Here is a 15952-nt window from a genome sequence, read left to right on the forward strand (position 1 = left end):
GTGTCCTCATGAGCACTCCGGAGCGACTGATCGAAGCCACCCGCGAGCTCCTGTGGGAGCGCGGCTACGTGGGCACGAGCCCCAAGGCCATCCAGCAGCACGCGGGCGCGGGGCAGGGCAGCATGTACCACCACTTCGCGGGGAAGCCGGATCTGGCGCTCACCGCGATCCGGCGCACGGCCGAGGAGATGCGGGCCACCGCGGAGGCCGTGCTCGCCGGGCCCGGTTCGGCGTACGAGCGCGTGGCGGCGTACTTGCTGCGCGAGCGCGACGTGCTGCGGGGCTGCCCGGTCGGCAGGCTCACGATGGACCCCGACGTCATCGCGAGCGACGAACTGCGCGCGCCCGTCACGGAGACCCTCGACTGGCTGCGCGACCGGCTCGCCGGAATCGTCCAAGAGGGGTGCGCACAGGGCGAGTTCACGAACGCGCTCGACCCTCGGGAGACCGCTTCGGCGATCGTCGCGACGGTGCAGGGCGGCTACGTCCTGGCCCGCTCCTCGGGCTCACCCGCCGCGTTCGACACGGCGGTGCGCGGCCTGCTCGCGCTGCTCACGACCGCTCGCCGCACCACGACCTGACCCCTCCCGACGCCCCCCTGCCACTCAGTGAGGATCCGTACGTTGCACATCACCCGAACCCGCCCGGACAGCAAGCAGGGACCGGCCGAGCACTTCACCGGCACGGTCTGGCTCGACGAGATCGCCGCGCCCGAACCCCCTTCCCGGCTGCGGATGTTCAGCGTGCACTTCGCTCCGGGCGCCCGCACGGCCTGGCACACCCATCCGCACGGACAGGTCCTCCACGTCACCGAGGGCGAGGGGCTCGTGCAGCGTGCGGAGGGTCCCGTCGAGCTGATCAGGGCGGGCGACACCGTCTGGATCGAGCCCGGGGAACGGCACTGGCACGGGGCGGGACCTCGCACGTTCATGACACATCTGGCGGTGGTCGAGGCGGCCGAGGACGGCACGACCGCGACCTGGGGCGAACTGGTCGACGACGCCTGCCACGCCACCTACCCCTATCCGCCCGCCTCTTGAGGAGTACTTGCGCCATGCACGCCATGCAGTACGAGATCACCCTGCCCGCCGACTACGACATGGGCATCATCCGCGACCGGGTGGCGACGAAGGGACACCTGCTCGACGACTTCCCCGGACTCGGCTTCAAGGTCTACTTGATGCGCGAACGCGGCAGGGACGGCTCGCCCGTGAACCAGTACGCGCCGTTCTACCTCTGGAACAGCCCCGAGGGCATGAACTCCTTCCTCTGGGGGCCGGGGTTCAGGGGTCTCGTGGACGACTTCGGACGGCCGGACGTGCGGAACTGGACGGTCCTCGCCCACGAGGAGGGAGCCGCCGCGTCGACCGCACCCAAGGCGGCGATCCGCCGCGCGCAGCGGATACCGGACGGGACGCCCCTGCCGGAGTACGCCGTCCAACTTGCGCACGAGGCAGCGCAATTGGCTCGACAGGACGGGGTGGTGAGCGCGACGGTCGCCGTCGACCCGCACGCCTGGGAAGCGGTGCACTTCTCGCTCTGGGACCACGCTTCGCCGCACGGCGAGGGTGACGTCTTCGATGTGCTGCACCTGTCGGCGCCGGAGCGGCAGGAACTGACGGGGGGTCGGCAGTGGTGAGCGCGCCCTTCACCGTACGGACGGTGCTCGGCGACATCGCCCCCGAGGAGCTCGGCACGTGCGACGCGCATGACCACGTGTTCATCAGCAGCCCCCAACTACCCGGCCAGGAGCTGGACTCGGCCGACGCGGCGGCCCGCGAGCTGGCGGCGTTCGGTGCGGCGGGCGGGCGGAGCGTCATCCAGTGGACTCCGTACGGGATGGGGCGCCATGCCGGACTACTGCCCGATCTCGCCCGGGCGACGGGCGTGCGGATCGTCGCCGCGACGGGACTGCACCAAGCGGCCCACTACACCCAGGACACGCTGGACGAACTGCGCGGCGAGGGCCTGGCGGACGTCTTCCTCCGCGAACTCACCGAAGGCATCGGCGAATCGGGCGTACGGGCCGGTCTCATCAAGGTGGCGGGCGGATTCCACGGGCTCGACGCGCATGCCCGGTGGACCATGCGCTCGGCGGCCGAAGCCCACCACGCCACGGGCGCGCCGATCACCGTCCACCTGGAGCTCGGCACCGGCGCCCTGGACGTACTCGACCTGCTCTGCGGCGAACTGGACGTCCCGCCCCACCGCGTGATCCTCGGCCACCTGAACCGCTCCCCCGACCTCTTGACCCACCATCAAGCGGCCGCCTCCGGCGCCTATTTGGCCTTCGACGGCCCGTCCCGCGCCCACCACGCCACGGACTGGCGCATGCCGGACGCCATCAAGGCACTGGCCGACGCGGGCTTCGGCGACCGCCTGCTCCTGGGCGGCGACACGACCACGGCGGGGGCCCGCTCGGTGAACGGCGGCCCCGGGATGCCTCATCTCCTGCGCAGAGTGCGCCCTCGCCTCGAACTCGCCGTGGGCGAGGACCTGGTGGAGCGAACCCTGACGGTCAACGCGGGGCGGGCGTTCGGGGTGCGGTGGGCGTAGGCACGGCACCGAAGCCGGTCGCCAGGTGGGCCAGGAGCTCGGCCGGGGCGTCCTCCTGGATCGTGTGACCCGCGCCCTCGACCCTGATCAGTTCCGCGTGCGGGATCCGCTCGTGCAGGAACTCCCCGAACTCCTCGGGCAGCAGGCGGTCTTCGCGGCCCCAGATGACGCGCGTGGGGACCGCGACCGTGCCGAGCAGGGGTTCGAGTTCGTCGGTCTGGCGCTGGGCGAACTGGCGGTACTGCCGGTAGAACGCCGCCTGGCCTTCGGCGCCGCGCCACGGGGCCAGGTACGCGTCCAGGACGCCGGGGCGGTAACCCGTGTGGGTGGCGCGGCGGAGGTGGCTGGCGACCAGTGCCTCGTGGGCGTAGTCGGGGAGTTGCTCGAAGATGTGTGCGTTCTCCCTGATCAGCTTGAAGTAGCCGGTCCCCCAGGCGCCGCCGCCGACCGCGTCGACCAGCGTGAGGTCCCGGTACTGAGCCCCTTCGATCAGCAGCGCCCGCAGCGCCACCGCCCCGCCCACGTCGTGGGCCACGACGCCGGGGCGGGCCGTGCCCCAGCGGTCGGCCGTGCGCCAGTGCTCCAGGAGCCGGGCGAAGAGCCTCCCCTGGGCGGCCAGGCCGACGTCCTGCCCGTCGCGCTTGTCCGAAGCGCCGAAGCCCAGCAGGTCCCAGACGTAGACCCGGCGGGTCAGGGCCAGCGCGGGAGCGATCTCGCGCCAGATGTACGAGGAGAACGGGGATCCGTGCAGCAGGACGACCGGGTCGCCCGCTCCGAACGACGCCCACCGCACACAGCCGTCCGGCGTCTCGAACTTCTCCTTCAGGTGCCACCTCACGTGCCGTCTCCCTGCGTCGAAGCGAATCCTGCTTCTCTACTCCCATGAAGTTACCAGTTGAGCTCGTGTAGAGGTAACGAGGTTTGCGGAGCCGCCCCGACCAGGCGAGAAGCGCGTATTGCACCGCGCGTTCCAAAACATGTACGGTCTCTCCATGGCCCGACCGAGGACTTTCGACGAGGAGCGGGCCCTGGACGCGGCGATGCACGCCTTCTGGGTGAAGGGCTACGAGGCCACCTCGACCCAGGATCTGTGCGAGGCCACCGGACTGGGCCGCAGCAGCATCTACAACACGTTCAGCAGCAAGCACGATCTGTTCCGGCGCTCACTCGCCCGCTACATGGAGACGATGAACGCCGGCCAGGCCGAGATCCTCGACGACGTGGAGCGGCCCGCCATGGAGCGGCTGCGCGCCTTGCTCGACCGGGTCATCGACGGCGAGATCGAGACCCGGCAGGACGGCCACAGCATCGGCTGTCTGACCGTGAACACGACCGTCGGGCTCGCCTCCCGCGACGCGGAGGCGGCCGGGATGCTGGAGCGCGACCTGGAGTTCCGGCTCGCGGCTCTGCGCGCCACCCTCCGGTCGGGGCAACTCGCCGGGGACATCACGACCGGGCGGGACGCCGAATCGCTCGCCCGCTACATCAACGCCGTCATCGGCGGCATGCGCGTCTCCGCCCAGGGCGGCGCCGACCGCGCCACCCTTGAGGCGATCGCCGATACCGCGCTCGACGCGCTGGCGGTGCGCTAACCCCGGCACCCGCGACCTCCGCCCATCCCCTCACGGAACCTTTCACCCCGCGCGGCTCTCCCGCGCCTCGGCATGCCCTTTTTTTGTACTGATCTATCCAATACTCGTGCCCGACAGGAGCCCACCCATGCCCCGCGCCGTATACGTACTGGCCCTCGGCATCTTCGCCATGGTGACCAGCGAATTCGTGGTCGCAGGACTGATGCCCCAGATGGCCGAAGGACTTGACGCCACCATCCCCGAGATCGGCTATCTCATCACCGCCTTCGCGGCGGCGATGGCCTTCGGCGGCCCGTTCCTCACCGTGGCCGTACTGAAGATGCGTCAGAAGTCCGCCCTGATGGTGCTGTTCGGCATCTTCCTGGCGGGCAACGTGCTCGCCGCGCTCGCGCCCGACTACCGCACCATGCTGGTGGCCCGCGTGCTCACCGGCATCGCCTCGCAGGCGTTCTTCGGCGTCTCCATCTCCCTGGGCTCGCGCATCGCCCGACCCGAAGTGCGCGGCCGTGCCGTCGCCGTGGTGCTCAACGGGCTGATGCTCGGCACACTGCTCGGACTTCCGTTCGCCACCGTCGTCGGCGAACACCTGGGCTGGCGCGCCGCGTTCTGGGCCATCACCGCGCTGACCGTACTGGCCGCGCTCGCCACACTGGCCTTCGTTCCGCACACCGAAGGCGAGACCGAGGAGGCCGGTGGCGGCCTCCGTCAGGAACTGGTCGCCTTCCGCCGTCCGCGCCTGTGGCTGGTCATGATCACCAGCACCTTCACCATCGGCGCGACCTTCTCCGCCTTCAGCTACCTCAACCCGATCCTCACCAAGGTCACGGGCTTCTCCACCGGCACCGTCCCGCTGCTGCTCATCGCGTACGGCGCGGCCACCGTCATCGGCAACACCGTCGTCGGCCGACTCGCCGACCGCCGCGCCCTGCCCGTACTCGTCGTGGGTCTGGCGCTCAATCTGACCTTCCTCGTCGGGTTCGCGCTCTTCGCCCAACTGTCCGTTCCCGCAGTGCTGTTCATGCTGGGCATCGGCCTGGTCGGCGTCACGATGAACCCGGCCCTGATCACCCGGGTTCAGCGGGCGGGCAACGCGCGGCCGCTGGTCAACACCGTCCACTCGTCCTTCATCACGCTCGGCATCATCATCGCCACGTCCATCGGCGGACCCGCCATCGACGCACAGGGCCTGCGGGCGCCCCTGTGGATCGGCGCGGCCCTCGCGGTCCTCGGGCTCGGCACGCTGCTGCCCGACCTGCTGCGCCGCCGGACGGCGGACCGCGGCGGCGCCCACGACACGGCCGAGGCCGTCCGGCCGAACGACCAGGTCGACCGGCGCAGCACCCAGCCCGTCTAACCCAGGGCCGCCAAGGGGTCGTCGAGCACCGGCTGCCAGGCCAGCTCGGCGGCCCCCACCAGGCTGTTGTAGTCCAGCGTGCACGCCAGGATCGGCACGCCGCCGCTGCGCCCCCACAGACTCCGGTCGGCGACGACGGCGCGCAGCCGCTCCGGATCCGCCTCCAGGAGCGTGCGATGCAGACCGCCCAGGATGATCCGGTCGGGGTTGAGGATGTTGACCAGACCCGCGAGCCCGAGGCCGAGGCGGTCGATGAGGACCTCGGCCGCCGAGCGCACGGAGGGGTCGCCGTAGGAATCACGGATCAGTGCGCGGGCCTGCACGAGCAGACCCTCGGGGCCCGGCGCGCGCCCGGCCTCCGTCAGGAAGGCGAGGGGATCGGTCTCCACGTCGAGACAGCCCCGGCCCCCGCAGTAACAAGCCTGCCCCTCGGAGTTCACCGTGAGATGCCCGACCTCCAGGGCCAGGCCCGAACTGCCCGTGTGCAGACGGCCGTCGAGGACCAGGGCCCCGCCGACCCCCCGGTGCCCCGTCGCGACACAGAGCAGATCGCGGGCGCCGCGCCCGGCGCCGTGCCGGTGCTCGGCGAGCGCGGCGAGGTTCACGTCGTTGGCCGCGAACGCCGGTCCCTCGATGCCCGCTTCACGGACGCGATCGGCGAAGATCTCGCGGACGTGCGAGCCCGCGGGCCAGGCCAGGTGCAGCGGATTGAGCGCCGTGCCCTCGGGTTCGGCGACCGCCGACGGCACCGCGAGCCCCGCGCCGACACAGCGCCTGCCGGTCTCGCGCAGCAGCCGGGCACCCGCGTCGACCACTGATCCGAGGACCTGGGCGGGATCAGCGCCGACGGCCTCACAACCGGGCGCGGTCGCCACGATGCGGCCGCCGAGGCCGACCAGCGCCGCCCGGAAACCGTCCGCGTGCACCTGCGCGGCGAGCGCGACGGGCCCCGTCTCGACGACGGAGAGCCGGTGCGAGGGCCTGCCCTGCGAACCCGCGGCGGCGCTCGGCTTCGCGTCGATCCTGATCAGGCCGAGCGCCTCCAGCTCGGCGGCGACGGCACCTGCGGTGGCACGGGTGACACCGAGCTCGGCGGTGAGCACGGCGCGCGTGGGCGCCCGCCCCGTATGGACGAGTTCGAGCGCGGGACCCAGCGCGCCGCGCCCCCGCTCCAGCCGGGTGCGCGTGGACACTTCCCCCTCGCCGCGGGGGACAGCCTTGCCGTTCATGAGGGCGAGTCTCCCATGATCCGTACACCGCCTCGCCGTTCAGTCGTCATCCGCCGCTCCTCCGCCCTTCGGCGACCGCACGTCTTCGGCCACCGCGGAATCGTGTTGTGCGCGGCCGGGACACACCCCTACTCTGACTTTGTGCCGCTACTAAACAAACTCGGGACCGCAGCGCCGCGGCCCACCGCCCCCGACCTCCGCCGTCTGCGCGTCGCCCTGACGGTCTTCTTCGCACTCGACGGCTTCGTCTTCGCCGGTTGGGTCGTCCGGATCCCCGCCATCAAGGAGCAGACCGGAGCCTCGGCGAGCCAGCTGGGCCTCGCGCTGCTCGCGGTCTCGGCGGGCGCGGTGATCACGATGACGCTCACCGGACGGCTCTGCAGGCGCTACGGCAGTCTCCGGACGACCGTGGCCTGCGGGGTGCTGCTCCCGCTCAGCGTCGCACTGCCGCCGCTGACCGACTCGGTCCTCGTACTCGGCCTCGTGCTGCTGTTCTTCGGAGCGGCGTACGGCGGGATCAGCGTCGCGATGAACAGCGCCGCGGTCGATCTCGTGGCCGCGCTGCGCCGCCCCGTGATGCCCAGTTTCCACGCGGCGTTCAGCCTCGGCGGCATGATCGGCGCGGGCCTCGGCGGCCTGGTCGCGGGCCACCTCTCCCCCACGCCCCATCTGCTCGGCATCACGGTCCTCGGCCTGGCGATCACCGCCGTCACCGCGCCCGTGCTGCTCCGGGACGGCGCGGCGGACCTGCTGCGCGAGCACTCCTCGACCCCGGAGGCGCTCCCGTCCCCCGACGTACGGGCGTCACACCGCATGGACCGGCGCACCCGCGGCCTGGTCCTGGTCTTCGGGCTCATCGCACTGTGCACCGCGTACGGCGAGGGCGCGATCGCGGACTGGGGCCCGCTGCACCTGGAGCAGGACCTGCACGCGCACCCGGGCGTGGCCGCGGCGAGCTACTCCTGCTTCGCCTTCGCCATGACCATCGGCCGCCTCTCCGGCACCACGCTCCTCGAGCGCCTCGGCAGGACCCGCACGGTGGTCGGCGGCGGCGCGACGGCCTGCGTCGGCATGCTGCTCGGCGCGCTCGCCCCCTCCACGGGCCTCGCGCTCGCCGGTTTCGCCGTCACCGGGCTCGGGCTCGCCAACATCTTCCCCGTGGCCGTGGAACGCGCGGGCGCGCTCGCCGGTCCCGGCGGGGTCGCCGCCGCCTCGACGCTCGGCTACGGCGGCATGCTGGTGGGACCGCCGCTCATCGGCTTCATGGCGGACTGGTACTCGCTGCCCGCGGCGCTGACGAGCGTCGCGCTGCTCGCCGCCGCGGCCGCGCTCATCGGCTTCGCGACGCGGCACACCGAGCGTACGGAGCACGTGGAGCCCCTCGTGCCTACAGAGCGTACGGAAACGGTCTGACATCATCCGGAGCTTCCGGTTCGGTCCCGCTCCTTCCGACACAATCTCCCGCATGACGACGATGGAGATTTCCGCACACATCCAAGTGGTCGACGAAGAGGGCCAGTTGCTCGCGCGGGCCGCCGAGGAGGCGGGCACCGACGCGAAGGTGCCCACCTGCCCCGGCTGGCAGGTGCGGGACCTGCTGCGGCACACCGGCATGGTGCACCGCTGGGCCGCCGCGTTCATCACGGAGCGGCGCACCTCGTACCAGCTCGGCGGCGAGGCGCCCGACATCGAGGGGGACGCGCTCATCGGCTGGTTCCGGCAGGGGCACGCCGCGCTCGTCGAGACGCTCACCGGGGCGCCGTTGGACGTCGAGTGCTGGGCCTTCCTGCCCGCCCCCTCTCCGCTCGCCTTCTGGGCCCGGCGACAGGCGCACGAGACGACCGTCCACCGCCTCGACGCCGAGTCGGCGCGCGGCGGTGCGCCGTTCTCGCCGATCGGCACCGCGTTCGCGCTGGACGGGATCGAGGAGCTCCTGTGCGGCTTCCACGCGCGCTCCAGGAGCCAGGTGCGCAGCGACGTACCGAGGGTGCTCCGCGTGCGGGCGACGGACGCGGCCGAGGAGGAGAGCTGGACGGTGCGGCTCTCCGAAGGGCCGCCCGTCACCGAACGCGGTTCGACGGCTCCCGCCGACTGCGAGGTGTCCGGCCCCGCGGCGCGGCTCTATCCGGCGCTGTGGAACCGGCTGCCGTTCCCCGAGGTGACCGGGGACCGTTCGCTCGCGGCGCTGTGGCGGGAGAAGTCGGCCATCGTCATGGGGTGAGGGCGCCGGTCGCGGGCCGGTCGGCGGCCGGCTCCGCCGGGAACGTCAGCCCGCGTCCCCCGCGAGCATCTTCTGGAGCACGGCCCGCTGCAACGGCCGTACCTCCGCGTGCAGTTCGCGCCCCTTGTCCGTCAGGCAGACCCGCACGCCGCGCCGGTCCTCGCTGCACATGCCGCGCTCCACGAGACCGTCCTTCTCCAGGCGTCCGATCAGCCGGGAGAGCGCGCTCTGGCTCAAGTGGACCTGGGACGAGATCTCCTGGACGCGGAACGCCCCGCCGCCGTCGTCCGACGAGCCCTCCGCGAGGACGTCGAGCACCTCGAAGTCGCTCGCCCCCAGGCCGTGCGGATGGAGCTCACGGTCGAGCTCGCACAGGGTGCGCGCATGCACCGCGAGGATGTCGCGCCATTGATTCACGAGCCCCTGCTCGGCCGTTTTCGCCGCCATGACATCGCACGGTAGCAGAGAATCCGCGCTTTGTTGCATTGGAATTAAATGCGCTTGCATTCAATGCATGCGCATGTACCTTACTGCCCATGACTTCTCCGCTCACAGCTGTCTCCGCGTCCCCGGAGCGCTGGACCCCGCGCCTGTGGGGCACTCTGCTGGTGCTCTGCGCCGCGATGTTCCTCGACGCACTCGACGTATCGATGGTCGGCGTCGCCCTGCCCTCCATCGGCTCCGAACTCGACCTCTCCACCTCGACCCTCCAGTGGGTCGTCAGCGGCTACATCCTCGGTTACGGAGGGCTCCTCCTCCTCGGCGGACGGGCCGCCGACCTGCTCGGCCGCCGCCGGGTCTTCCTGATCGCGCTCGCCGTCTTCGCACTCGCCTCGCTGCTCGGCGGCTTCGTCGACTCCGGGCCGCTGCTCATCGCGAGCCGCTTCATCAAGGGCCTGAGCGCCGCGTTCACCGCGCCCGCGGGTCTTTCCATCATCACCACGACGTTCGCCGAGGGCCCGGTCCGCAACCGCGCGCTCACCATCTACACCACCTGCGCCGCCACCGGCTTCTCCATGGGCCTCGTCCTCTCCGGCCTGCTCACCGAGGCGAGCTGGCGCCTGACGATGCTCCTTCCCGCGCCGATCGCGCTCCTCGCCCTGGTCGCGGGCATCAAGCTGATCCCGCGCAGCGCCCGCGAGAAGAACAAGGGCGGCTACGACGTACCGGGCGCCGTCACCGGCACGGCGGCCATGCTGCTGCTCGTCTTCACCGTCGTGGAGGCCCCCGAAGCGGGCTGGGCCTCGGCCCGCACGCTGTTGTCGTTCCTCGTCGCGGCCGTCCTGCTCGCCGTCTTCGTACGCATCGAACTGCGCACCGCGAGCCCGCTGATCCGGCTCGGCGTCCTGCGCTCCGGACCCCAACTGCGGGCGCAGTTGGGCGCGATGACGTTCTTCGGCGGCTACGTCTCCTTCCAGTTCCTGGCCACGCAGTACTTCCAGTCGTTGCTCGGCTGGTCCGCCCTGGAGACCGCGCTCGCCTTCCTGCCCGCGGGCGCGCTCGTCGCCCTGTCGTCGACGAAGGTCGGCTCGGTCATCGACCGGTTCGGCACCCCGCGCGTCATCGTGGCCGGGTTCGTGCTGCTCGTCGCCTCCTACGTGCTCTTCCTGCGGATCAGCCTGACTCCGGCGTACGCGGCGGTGGTCCTGCCCTCGATGATCCTGCTCGGTTTCGCGTGCGCCCTGGTCTTCCCCTCGCTCAACATCCAGGCCACCAACGGTGTGGACGACGACGAGCAGGGCATGGTGTCCGGCCTGCTCAACACCTCGATCCAGGTCGGCGGCGCGATCTTCCTCGCGGTCGTGACCGCCGTGGTCACCGCGTCCTCACACGACGGCGACGCGTCCCCGCAGGCGGTACTCGACAGCTTCCGGCCCGGCCTGATCGTGGTCACCGCGATCGCGGTCGCGGGACTCCTCATCACGCTGACGGGGCTGCGGAGTTCGCGTACGCGGAAGAGCGTCGTCGTCGCCAAGTCGGTGCCCCAGGAGGCGGAGGCCCAGGGGTCCGCGCACCGGGGCCCGGTGGATCAGGAGCCGACGGAGCGGGAGACGGTGGCCGCTCGCGACTGACCCTCGGAAGCCCCGGCAGGCTGCCGACAGACCGTCAGCAGGCCGTCGGCAGGGCGCTCCCGGCGCATGATGGCCGTCCGCCGGGAGCGCCCACCGCACCTCAGCCCAGCCAGCCGGGGCGGACGAGGCCCGACTCGTAGGCCAGGACCACCAGTTGGGCCCGATCGCGGGCGCCCAGCTTCACCATCGTCCTGCTCACATGCGTCTTCGCGGTGAGCGGGCTGACGACCAGGCGGCGGGCGATCTCCTCGTTGGTGAGGCCGACGCCGACCAGCGCCATCACCTCCCGCTCCCGCTCGGTGAGTCCGCCGAGCGCGTCGGCGGCCGCGGGCTCCTTGGAACGGGCCGCGAACTCGGCGATGAGGCGGCGCGTCACCCCCGGCGAGAGCAGCGCGTCGCCCTCGACCACGGCTCTCACGGCACGCAGCAGTTCGTCCGGCTCGGTGTCCTTGACGAGGAAGCCGGACGCCCCCGCGCGGATCGCCTCGAAGACGTACTCGTCCAGTTCGAAGGTGGTCAGCATGACCACCTTCACCGCGTCGAGACCCGGCTCCTCGGTGATGCGCCGGGTCGCCGCGAGTCCGTCGAGCAGCGGCATGCGGATGTCCATCAGGACGACGTCGGGGCGCAGCTCGCGCACCAGCCGCACCGCCTCGTCGCCGTCCGCCGCCTCGCCCGCCACCGCGATGTCCGCCTGGGCGTCGAGCAGCGCCTTGAAGCCTGCCCTGACCAGGGACTGGTCGTCGGCGAGCAGTACGCGGATCACTGGTCCTCCCGGGGTGCGGTGCGGGTCGCGGTGTCCCGGTCGGCCGCCAGGGGCAGTACGGCGGTCACGCGGAAGCCGCCGTCCGGGCGCGGGCCCGCCTCGATCGTGCCATCCAGGGCCGCGGCGCGCTCCCGCATCCCGGCAAGTCCGTTGCCGCTGCCGCCCGCGTCGGTGCCGGTGGCGGGCCCGTCGTCGTCGATGCGGAGGGTGAGAGCGGCGCTCTCGCCGTTCTTCCCCTCCGCCGTCGCGCACGCCTCGTCGTACCGCACCAGCACGCGCGCGTGGCGTGAGACGGAGTGCCGTACGACGTTGGTCAGCGCCTCCTGGACGATGCGGAACGCGGCGAGGTCGAGGCCGGGCGGCAGCTTCGCGCGGGTGCCCTCGGTGGTGACGTCGACGGTGAGGCCCGTGCTCCGCGCCTGCTCGACGAGTTCGGGAAGCCGGTCGAGGCCCGGCGCGGGGGCGCGGGGCGCGTCGCCGGGGGCCCGCAGGGTGTCGAGGACCTGCCGCACCTCGCCGAGCGCCTCCTTGCTCGCCGCCTTGATGGTGGTCAGCGCGGTGCGGGCCTGCTCGGGGTCGGAGTCGAGCAGGGCGAGGCCCACGCCCGCCTGGACGTTGATGACGGAGATGCTGTGGGCGAGCACGTCGTGCAGCTCGCGCGCCATCCGCAGCCGCTCCTCGTCCGCACGCCGCCTGGCGGCCTGCGCGCGCTCGGCACGCTCCTTGACCCACTGTTCGCGGCGTACGCGGGCGAGCTCGGAGACCGCCACGATCGCGACGACCCAGACGGCGACCGCGATCTCCTCGTTCCAGGGCCTCGCGCCGTCGCCGCCGGGCGGCAGCCACCGGTAGAGCCAGTGCGCGATCAGCAGATGTCCGGCCCACAGCGCGCCCACGGCGCTCCAGGCCGCGCGCCGGTGGCCCGCCACGACCGCGGCGAAGCAGCCCACGGCGACGGCGAGGAAGACGGGTCCGTACGGATATCCGGCGCCGATGTAGACGAGTGTGAGCCCCGCGGTGGCCCATGCGACGGAGAGCGGGAAGCGGTGCCGGAACAGCAGCACCGCCGTGGCCAGGAACAGGAGCACCCGGGCGTAGGGGTCGAGCTGCTCGCGTCCGCTCTGGGAGTGCCCGGCGAAGCCGGAGCCGATCTGGACGAACACGGTGAGCGCGAGCGTCGTCAGCCAGGGCAGCCGACGGCCCGCGCTCGCGCCGTCGCCCTGGTTCCACCACGGCGGTCCGTGCCGCCACATCGACGGCCCGCCCGAGCCCGGGGACGGACCGTCGGCCCTGCGTTCGTGCTGCTCGTCCATGGCGGCCACGCTAGACCGGGCGGCGGTCCGCGGGCGTCCGACGGGCGTGGTGATCAGGCGTACTCCCTCGGGAGTACGCGAGGGCAGGTGACGCGGGGCGCGGCGGCGCGGGTGTCAGCTCTGCGGCAACAGCCCCACGCCCCGGGCGAGTTGCGTCACCGCGTGCGAGAAGAACGCCTCACGGTCCTCGACCACCCGGTTGAACTGCCCGAACACCTCGAAGCCCACGAGCCCGAACAACTGCGCCCACGCCGCGACCATCGCCGTGGCGGCCGCCGGAGGGAGATCGGGCGCCAGGTCCGCCGCGAGCCGCTCCCCCTCCGTACGCAAACCGCCGGGCAGCGGCTGCACGGCGATCCCCCGGCCCCGGTGGGCGTCCCGCACGATGTCGACGAGCAGCTGGCCCACCCGCGCGGCGGCCCGCACCGTGGACTCCGGCGCGCGGTAACCGGGCACGGGCGAGCCGTAGATGAGCGCGTACTCGTGCGGGTGCGCCAGCGCCCAGACGCGCACCGCCTCACACACCGTCGTCCACCGGCGTACGGGCTCCTGCCCCGAGACTCCCGCGTGCGCGGCCTCTGCGGCGGCGCCGATCGAGTCGTACGCGTCGATGATGAGCGCGGTGAGCAGGTCGTCACGGCTGGGGAAGTAGCGGTAGAGCGCGGACGAGACCATGCCGAGCTCGCGGGCGACGGCGCGCAGCGAGAGCTTGGCGGCGCCCTCGGCCGCGAGCTGTCTGCGGGCTTCGTCCTTGATCGCCGCGGTGACTTCCTCGCGGGCGCGGGCCCGGGCTCCCTTGGTGACGCTGGTGCTGCCGCTCATGCGGACCAGTCTGCCATGGCGACGGAGCGGTGCACACCTTTGTGATCGGCGCACTTTTTTCCTATCGGTGCACCATTTCGAGAGCACCGCTCTTGCTTTGGATCGCCAATCTCCTGCACACTACTCTCAAGCGAGAGCAGTGCTCTCGCAATCCTGGTCCGCGCCACCCCCTGGAGGTCCCCATGTCCGCGTCCTCGACTCCGCCCCCGTACTACCTCAAGGGCAGCCCGCTCACCGTCCGCCTCAACAGCGTCATCGGCTGGCTCGCGCGGCACGGAGTCAGCCTGATGGGCAGCGCCGAGCTCTCCGTGCGGGGCCGCAAGAGCGGCAAGATGCAGCGCGTCCCCGTGAACCCGTATGCGCACACGAGCGACGGGGGCGAGCAGGGCCAGTACCTCGTGTCGGCGCGCGGGCACTCCCAGTGGGTGCGGAACATGCGCGTCGCGGGTGGCGGGGAGTTGCGCGTGGGGCGCAAGGTGCGGGAGTTCACCGTCGTGGAGGTGCCCGACGCCGAGAAGCTTCCGCTGCTGCGCGGCTATCTGGAGCGGTGGGGCTGGGAGGTCAACCAGTACTTCAAGGGCGTGACCGCCAAGTCCTCCGACGCGGAGATCCTGGCGGCCGCGCCCGATCACCCCGTCTTCCGGATCACCGTGAAGGGTGCGAAGGAGCGGGGCCACTAAGGCAGGCGCCCCCGCGCCACGGCGGTCCTGGCGACGGGCGGCGAAGCAAGACCCGGCTAGCGGTCCAGCGCGCTCAACGCCCGCCCCGCCAGCGGATGCGTACGCACCAGCTCCGCCAGCGTCGTCGAACCACGGGTGATCCTCGCGAACGCGTTCCACGCGGGGCGGAAGCCGGTGATCGCCGCGTGCAGCACGCCCGGGCGGCGCTCGAAGACCTTGAGCATGCGGCGGCCCACGCTCATCTCGACGCCGAGCCCGGCCTTGATCGCGAAGGCGTAGTTCAGCGCCTGGCGCCGCGCGTCGACCGCGTCGTGCGCCTCGGCGATGCGGACCGCCCACTCCCCCGCGAGGCGGCCGGAGCGCAGGGCGAAGGAGATGCCCTCGCGGGTCCACGGCTCCAGGAGGCCCGCCGCGTCACCGCAGACCAGGACCCGGCCGCGGGAGAGCGGCGAGTCGTCGGCACGGCAGCGCGTCAGGTGCCCGGAGGAGATGCTGGGCTCGAAGCCCGCGAGGCCCAGCCGGGCGATGAAGTCCTCCAAGTACCGCTTGGTGGCGGCGCCTTCGCCGCGCGCGGAGATCACGCCGACGGTGAGCGTGTCACCCTTGGGGAACACCCAGCCGTAACTGCCCGGCATGGGGCCCCAGTCGATGAGGACGCGCCCCGCCCAGTCCTCGGCGACGGTCTTGGGCACCGGGATCTCGGCCTCCAGGCCGAGGTCGACCTGGTCGAGCTTCACACCGACGTGCGCCCCTATGCGGCTCGCGCTGCCGTCGGCGCCGACCACCGAGCGGGCGAGGACGGTCTCGCCGCCCTGCAGCATCACGGCGACGGTGCGCCGGTCGGGCACGTCGGGGCCGTGCTGCTCCACGCGCGCGACGGTGACGCCGGTGCGCAGCTCGGCGCCCGCCTTCTGGGCGTACTCGACGAGCTGCTGGTCGAACTCGGGGCGGTTGATCAGGCCGAAGAGCATCTGCCGCGAGCGGCGGGTGCGGCTGAACTTGCCGTCCAGGGAGAACGTCACCGCGTGCACCCGGTCCTGGAGGGGCAGGTCGAAGCCGGGCGGCAGCGAGTCGCGCGAGGGACCGATGATGCCGCCGCCACACGTCTTGTAGCGGGGCAGTTCGGCCTTCTCGAGGAGCAGGACGCTGCGCCCCGCGACGGCTGCCGCGTAGGCCGCCGAGGCCCCCGCGGGGCCCGCTCCGACCACCACGACATCCCACACGTGCCGGGCGTCGTCCGCTGTGTTCTCGCTGCTCACGTTGGTCTACCGCTCCTGATCCAGCTGTTGGCCGCGCTTTCCCCAGGCATCCTACGGCGACCCCTCGGGAGCCCCGCCTGTGGGAGGA

General features: G+C 72.1%; 17 protein-coding genes. 10 read left to right on the forward strand and 7 right to left on the reverse strand.

All coding sequences use genetic code 11. The features are described from left to right. The first annotated feature begins 8 nt into the window (after positions 1 to 8). From KY5_RS04245 to KY5_RS04260, 4 genes are read left to right on the forward strand one after another with little or no spacing between them, the layout of a single operon-like run. The gene (locus KY5_RS04245; RefSeq protein ID WP_234362608.1) at positions 9 to 581 is read left to right on the forward strand and encodes a TetR/AcrR family transcriptional regulator; all 573 of its coding nucleotides are present in this window, start codon (positions 9 to 11) and stop codon (positions 579 to 581) included. Between the two features lie 42 nt (positions 582 to 623). Continuing rightward, a complete protein-coding gene (locus KY5_RS04250) occupies positions 624 to 1040 on the forward strand; it encodes a cupin domain-containing protein (protein WP_098240919.1) in 417 nt (138 codons plus the stop codon). Between the two features lie 14 nt (positions 1041 to 1054). Further along, positions 1055 to 1639, forward strand: a complete 585-nt coding sequence (locus KY5_RS04255; RefSeq protein ID WP_098240920.1) for a DUF4865 family protein — start codon at positions 1055 to 1057, stop codon at positions 1637 to 1639. Beyond that, a complete protein-coding gene (locus tag KY5_RS04260) occupies positions 1633 to 2556 on the forward strand; it encodes a phosphotriesterase family protein (RefSeq protein ID WP_098240921.1) in 924 nt (307 codons plus the stop codon). The genes KY5_RS04255 and KY5_RS04260 overlap by 7 nt, the downstream gene beginning before the upstream one ends. Here the strand turns inward: KY5_RS04260 and KY5_RS04265 are convergent. Continuing rightward, positions 2519 to 3394, reverse strand: a complete 876-nt coding sequence (locus KY5_RS04265; protein ID WP_098240922.1) for an alpha/beta fold hydrolase — start codon at positions 3392 to 3394, stop codon at positions 2519 to 2521. The two genes, KY5_RS04260 and KY5_RS04265, sit on opposite strands and share 38 nt — an antisense overlap. Positions 3395 to 3548: 154 nt before the next feature. On the opposite strand from KY5_RS04265, the gene KY5_RS04270 reads away from it, so the two are divergent. Together KY5_RS04270 and KY5_RS04275 are read left to right on the forward strand one after the other, a co-directional pair. Continuing rightward, positions 3549 to 4148, forward strand: a complete 600-nt coding sequence (locus KY5_RS04270; RefSeq protein WP_098240923.1) for a TetR/AcrR family transcriptional regulator — start codon at positions 3549 to 3551, stop codon at positions 4146 to 4148. Between the two features lie 127 nt (positions 4149 to 4275). After that, positions 4276 to 5502: an MFS transporter gene (locus KY5_RS04275; protein WP_098240924.1), complete on the forward strand. Its 1227-nt coding sequence runs from the start codon at positions 4276 to 4278 to the stop codon at positions 5500 to 5502. Here the strand turns inward: KY5_RS04275 and KY5_RS04280 are convergent. Beyond that, complete coding sequence (locus KY5_RS04280) at positions 5499 to 6731, reverse strand: ROK family protein (protein WP_098240925.1); 1233 nt, start codon at positions 6729 to 6731, stop codon at positions 5499 to 5501. The two genes, KY5_RS04275 and KY5_RS04280, sit on opposite strands and share 4 nt — an antisense overlap. A 141-nt stretch (positions 6732 to 6872) precedes the next feature. Between KY5_RS04280 and KY5_RS04285 the strand changes: the two genes are divergently transcribed. Together KY5_RS04285 and KY5_RS04290 are read left to right on the forward strand one after the other, a co-directional pair. Continuing rightward, positions 6873 to 8144, forward strand: a complete 1272-nt coding sequence (locus KY5_RS04285; protein ID WP_234362609.1) for an MFS transporter — start codon at positions 6873 to 6875, stop codon at positions 8142 to 8144. Positions 8145 to 8205: 61 nt separating this feature from the next. Further along, positions 8206 to 8952, forward strand: a complete 747-nt coding sequence (locus KY5_RS04290) for a maleylpyruvate isomerase family mycothiol-dependent enzyme (RefSeq protein WP_098240927.1) — start codon at positions 8206 to 8208, stop codon at positions 8950 to 8952. Positions 8953 to 8997: 45 nt separating this feature from the next. On the opposite strand, the gene KY5_RS04295 is transcribed toward KY5_RS04290, so the two are convergent. Further along, on the reverse strand, positions 8998 to 9399 hold the full coding sequence (locus KY5_RS04295; protein WP_098240928.1) for a MarR family winged helix-turn-helix transcriptional regulator: 402 nt from the start codon (positions 9397 to 9399) through the stop codon (positions 8998 to 9000). A gap of 89 nt (positions 9400 to 9488) precedes the next feature. Between KY5_RS04295 and KY5_RS04300 the strand changes: the two genes are divergently transcribed. Further along, the gene (locus tag KY5_RS04300; protein WP_098240929.1) at positions 9489 to 11024 is read left to right on the forward strand and encodes an MFS transporter; all 1536 of its coding nucleotides are present in this window, start codon (positions 9489 to 9491) and stop codon (positions 11022 to 11024) included. Between the two features lie 100 nt (positions 11025 to 11124). On the opposite strand, the gene KY5_RS04305 is transcribed toward KY5_RS04300, so the two are convergent. The 3 genes from KY5_RS04305 to KY5_RS04315 form a co-directional block, all read right to left on the reverse strand. Continuing rightward, positions 11125 to 11790, reverse strand: a complete 666-nt coding sequence (locus tag KY5_RS04305; protein ID WP_098240930.1) for a response regulator — start codon at positions 11788 to 11790, stop codon at positions 11125 to 11127. Continuing rightward, positions 11787 to 13103, reverse strand: a complete 1317-nt coding sequence (locus KY5_RS04310) for a sensor histidine kinase (RefSeq protein WP_098240931.1) — start codon at positions 13101 to 13103, stop codon at positions 11787 to 11789. Before KY5_RS04310 ends, KY5_RS04305 begins: the two co-directional genes overlap by 4 nt. 114 nt (positions 13104 to 13217) lie before the next feature. Continuing rightward, on the reverse strand, positions 13218 to 13925 hold the full coding sequence (locus tag KY5_RS04315; protein WP_098240932.1) for a TetR/AcrR family transcriptional regulator: 708 nt from the start codon (positions 13923 to 13925) through the stop codon (positions 13218 to 13220). A 182-nt stretch (positions 13926 to 14107) separates the two neighbouring features. Between KY5_RS04315 and KY5_RS04320 the strand changes: the two genes are divergently transcribed. Continuing rightward, entirely contained in the window at positions 14108 to 14605 is a 498-nt protein-coding gene (locus KY5_RS04320; RefSeq protein WP_098240933.1) for a nitroreductase family deazaflavin-dependent oxidoreductase, read from the forward strand. 56 nt (positions 14606 to 14661) lie between these two features. Here KY5_RS04320 and KY5_RS04325 read toward each other — a convergent pair whose 3' ends face one another. Further along, positions 14662 to 15864, reverse strand: coding sequence for a geranylgeranyl reductase family protein (locus tag KY5_RS04325; RefSeq protein WP_098240934.1), 1203 nt, complete (start codon positions 15862 to 15864; stop codon positions 14662 to 14664). Positions 15865 to 15952: the final 88 nt, after the last annotated feature.

The organism is Streptomyces formicae (assembly GCF_002556545.1).
In the GTDB taxonomy this organism is placed as follows: domain Bacteria; phylum Actinomycetota; class Actinomycetes; order Streptomycetales; family Streptomycetaceae; genus Streptomyces; species Streptomyces formicae_A.

What these genes read in the sequence shown, in the direction of transcription:
- KY5_RS04275 (WP_098240924.1), top strand. Translation starts at nt 4,276, where the DNA reads ATGCCCCGCGCCGTATACGTACTGGCCCTCGGCATCTTCGCCATGGTG.
- KY5_RS04300 (WP_098240929.1), top strand. Translation starts at nt 9,489, where the DNA reads ATGACTTCTCCGCTCACAGCTGTCTCCGCGTCCCCGGAGCGCTGGACC.
- KY5_RS04280 (WP_098240925.1), bottom strand. Translation starts at nt 6,731, where the DNA reads ATGAACGGCAAGGCTGTCCCCCGCGGCGAGGGGGAAGTGTCCACGCGC.
- KY5_RS04315 (WP_098240932.1), bottom strand. Translation starts at nt 13,925, where the DNA reads ATGAGCGGCAGCACCAGCGTCACCAAGGGAGCCCGGGCCCGCGCCCGC.
- KY5_RS04245 (WP_234362608.1), top strand. Translation starts at nt 9, where the DNA reads ATGAGCACTCCGGAGCGACTGATCGAAGCCACCCGCGAGCTCCTGTGG.
- KY5_RS04270 (WP_098240923.1), top strand. Translation starts at nt 3,549, where the DNA reads ATGGCCCGACCGAGGACTTTCGACGAGGAGCGGGCCCTGGACGCGGCG.
- KY5_RS04290 (WP_098240927.1), top strand. Translation starts at nt 8,206, where the DNA reads ATGGAGATTTCCGCACACATCCAAGTGGTCGACGAAGAGGGCCAGTTG.
- KY5_RS04255 (WP_098240920.1), top strand. Translation starts at nt 1,055, where the DNA reads ATGCACGCCATGCAGTACGAGATCACCCTGCCCGCCGACTACGACATG.
- KY5_RS04320 (WP_098240933.1), top strand. Translation starts at nt 14,108, where the DNA reads ATGTCCGCGTCCTCGACTCCGCCCCCGTACTACCTCAAGGGCAGCCCG.
- KY5_RS04295 (WP_098240928.1), bottom strand. Translation starts at nt 9,399, where the DNA reads ATGGCGGCGAAAACGGCCGAGCAGGGGCTCGTGAATCAATGGCGCGAC.
- KY5_RS04310 (WP_098240931.1), bottom strand. Translation starts at nt 13,103, where the DNA reads ATGGACGAGCAGCACGAACGCAGGGCCGACGGTCCGTCCCCGGGCTCG.